Source organism: Alkalibacterium sp. s-m-28, assembly GCF_054658175.1.
Genome location: NZ_BAAGIQ010000147.1, coordinates 1 through 3276, shown reverse-complemented (window position 1 = coordinate 3276; position 3276 = coordinate 1). Strand labels below are relative to the sequence as shown.

General features: G+C 41.0%; 3 protein-coding genes and 1 riboswitch. Of the genes, 2 read left to right on the top strand and 1 reads right to left on the bottom strand.

What is annotated here, in order from left to right; genetic code table 11:
* Positions 1-166: 166 nt before the first annotated feature.
* Positions 167-673: a PTS sugar transporter subunit IIA gene (locus tag ACYQ4S_RS11355; protein WP_346024988.1), complete on the bottom strand. Its 507-nt coding sequence runs from the start codon at positions 671-673 to the stop codon at positions 167-169.
* Between the two features lie 193 nt (positions 674-866).
* On the opposite strand from ACYQ4S_RS11355, the gene ACYQ4S_RS11350 reads away from it, so the two are divergent.
* Both ACYQ4S_RS11350 and tenA read left to right on the top strand, forming a co-directional pair.
* On the top strand, positions 867-1694 hold the full coding sequence (locus ACYQ4S_RS11350; RefSeq protein WP_459771222.1) for an undecaprenyl-diphosphate phosphatase: 828 nt from the start codon (positions 867-869) through the stop codon (positions 1692-1694).
* A 77-nt stretch (positions 1695-1771) separates the two neighbouring features.
* Positions 1772-1873: riboswitch (TPP riboswitch) on the top strand.
* A gap of 305 nt (positions 1874-2178) precedes the next feature.
* On the top strand, positions 2179-2847 hold the full coding sequence (tenA, locus tag ACYQ4S_RS11345; RefSeq protein WP_346024986.1) for a thiaminase II: 669 nt from the start codon (positions 2179-2181) through the stop codon (positions 2845-2847).
* The last annotated feature ends 429 nt before the right edge of the window (positions 2848-3276 follow it).

The window sequence follows — 3276 nt, the reverse complement described above, 5'->3', positions numbered from 1 at the left end:
TGCGTCCGACTTCCTTCAGATTCCACCTCACGGTGGACACCCTTGTCATTCACTAACAGTTCCTACTGCAAAGCCTGTAGTGGACTTTCACCACCAAGTTGTCGCCCATGCCGGGCGCACCAAAAAAAAGCCTCGAGAATATCCTTCCCGAGGCTTTTTTAGTGTGTTATTTAGAAGAAACAGAACCGATTTCTGCGCCTTTTTGGGTTTCTCCAGTAGTTGACAGGTCATAATCTCCTACTTGATCCATGTTGGTGAAAACGATGATGACTGTGTTTTCTTTACCGGCAGCTTTCAGGCCTTCAAGGTCTACTGTAGAAATTTTAGTTTCCGGTGTAACCGTGTCGCCTTCTTTGACTAAAGTGTCAAATGGTCCGCCTTCAAGTTCTACAGTGTCGATACCGATGTGAATCAGAACTTCTATGCCGTTATCCAGCTCAAGTCCAACTGCGTGCTGAGTCGGAAAGACACTGACAACCTTACCTGAAGCTGGTGAATAGATGTCGCCATCGCTTGGTACAACACCAAACCCGTCTCCCATCATTTTCTGTGAAAAGACCGGATCATCCACTTCATCGATTGGAATAACTTTTCCATTAACAGGGTTGCTTAATACGACTTTCGTTTCTTTAGGTTCATTCCCTTTTCCTTTTAAAAAGTCAAATACTCCCATATTTCTCCCTACTTTCTTAATATTTTGTGCTGACAGTATACATAATTTCCTATACGTATTCTATAAATAATAGTAACACATCCTAGTGTAAACAAAAACTAAAAAGATTTTGTGATGAATTCTTCATATTCTTATGGTTTTTTAACGCCTGTTTTTGTTAAGATGGAAGAGTTGAATTTAACTAAAAGGAGATATGACTGTGTTATTAGAATTAATAAAGTCCATCATACTGGGCGTAGTACAAGGAATTACAGAATGGCTCCCTGTCAGCAGCACCGGACACATGATCCTGGTAGACGAGTTTCTCATACTTAATACTACTGACGAATTCAAGGAAATGTTCCTTGTAGTCATTCAGCTGGCTTCCATTATGGCGGTAGTTCTGCTTTATTTCAAAAAACTTAACCCCTTTGACTCAGGTAAAAATGATCTGCAGAAAAAAGAAACCTGGCATATTTGGTACAAAGTACTTATCGGTATCATTCCTGCAGGAGTATTCGGCATACTGTTTGAAGATGCCATCCATGACCTTTTCTATAACTGGATTACAGTAGCAGTAGCCCTCATCATCTATGGGGTCGCATTTATCGTAATAGAGAAACGTAATGAAGGAAATATTCCAACTATAGCAACTTGGGAAGATTTAAATTATAAAGTCGCCCTCATGATTGGTTTCTTTCAGGTGCTTGCTCTGATTCCAGGTACATCCCGTTCAGGTGCAACTATTGTCGGGGCCATCCTTATTGGAACAGCCCGTCCGATTGCTGCTGAATATTCTTTCTTCCTGTCCATACCCGTGATGATGGGTGCAAGTCTGATCAAACTGCTGGGTTTCGGCTTTACTTTCACATTAGAAGAATTGCTCATTCTGATCGTCGGCTGTATTGTATCTTTCCTGGTATCAATCTTTGCAATCAAATTCCTAATGAACTATATCCGTCGAAATGACTTCAGCTCATTCGGCTGGTACAGGATAGCTGTAGGTTTCGTCGTCATCGGATACTTCTGGCTGATTGGGTAAATCATTTAGTTCTGTTCCTTTTTTCTTGCGATACGAGGACACATATGCCATAATGACTTTGAAAGATAATTGAATATCTCTTTCACTAGGGGAGCCGCTGACGGCTGAGAAAAGCAATGCTTTGACCCTTGGAACCTGATCTGGTTAACTCCAGCGTAGGGAAGTGGAGCTTAGATCATTATGTATGGAGTGTTTTAAACGACTCTCCAACGTTCATCATGACTTTTAAGTTATGCCGCCCTGCAGATTAGCAGAGCGGCTTTTTTTGCAGTCAGATAACTTTAATATATTGATGAAGTTAAATGCGTAGATCCATTCCCATTCTTCTCGCGCCCTTCACTTCCTGTATCAGTCCGCTTTTCTCAGTCGGTGTTCTTCTTGTTCGTCTTGTTCTTTTGGTTCGTCTGCCCGTCAGCTATAGTTCTTTTAAGCAGAGACCATAAAGTCCGCAAATTGTAATTACCATACTACTGGAGGCTAAACCATGTCATTTACCGAAGAATTAAGGCAAGAAGCTGATTCAATATTCCAGTCTATTTTCAGACATCCATTCGTACAAGGAATAGGATCTGGAAAGCTTGAAGCTGAACAGCTTATACACTATGTCAAACAGGATTTTGAATACTTAAATACCTTTAATCAAGTATACGGTATAGCTATTTCAAAAAGTGTACTTAGAGAAGATATGGCAGTTTTTAACAATCAGATCACTTTTATTCTGGATGCTGAAGTACATCCTCACACTAATTTCTGTCAGGTAGCTGGTGTCAGATACGAAGATTTGCAATACGAACCTCTAGCACCGTCTGCCCATCATTACACCCGTCACATGCTTGATGTCGCCCAGCGAGGAAGTTTTGGAGAGATCCTCGCTGTTCTGCTCCCTTGTCCGTGGACGTATCTGGAAATCGCTCATTACCTTAAAGAGAATTTTTCTATAGATGAGGCTCATCCTTTTGCTGAATGGATTTCCTTCTATGCAAAAAATGAAGTGGATACGATTATCAATACATTCAGAACACGTCTTGATGCTTATGCCGAAACAGCTTCTGACACTGAGAAAGCCATCATGAAGGAAGCTTTTGTCAAAAGCTGTCAGCTGGAATGGATGTTCTGGAATATGGCATATGAGATTGAAAAGTGGCCGGTCTGAGTGATCGTTATTATGCGGTGTTCTGAGTGAGGAGACTGGTGGAATTGAGTCGGTCAGCTAGATACGCCTTACTCGAGGTCGAGATTGTAAGTGAGTGTGTTCTAAGACTCATCATACAGCCTACTCATCCAATCCAAAAGCTAAAATGTCCAGACCCATACACTAAATTTCTAATTTGAGTATAGAAAAAGCCGTCAAATCGAGTGGAAATTTCCCTGACTCGATTTGACGGCTTTTATTTTGACTAATCAGCATATGATGAAACAAACCTAGAATTCTTCATATCACTGAATAAGGGATCCTTTTAACGTAATTCCGAAAGAAGTCTCCCACTTCTAAGCGTATGGGTGCGAAGCACCAGTGAAAGTGGGAGATGAATTTCGGTCAAGCGATAGCTTGAAGTGGTTAATCTGTCCTTTTTGTTGTATA

Coding starts and splice junctions, on each gene's coding strand:
- ACYQ4S_RS11355 (WP_346024988.1), bottom strand. CDS start 673: ATGGGAGTATTTGACTTTTTAAAAGGAAAAGGGAATGAACCTAAAGAA.
- tenA (WP_346024986.1), top strand. CDS start 2,179: ATGTCATTTACCGAAGAATTAAGGCAAGAAGCTGATTCAATATTCCAG.
- ACYQ4S_RS11350 (WP_459771222.1), top strand. CDS start 867: ATGACTGTGTTATTAGAATTAATAAAGTCCATCATACTGGGCGTAGTA.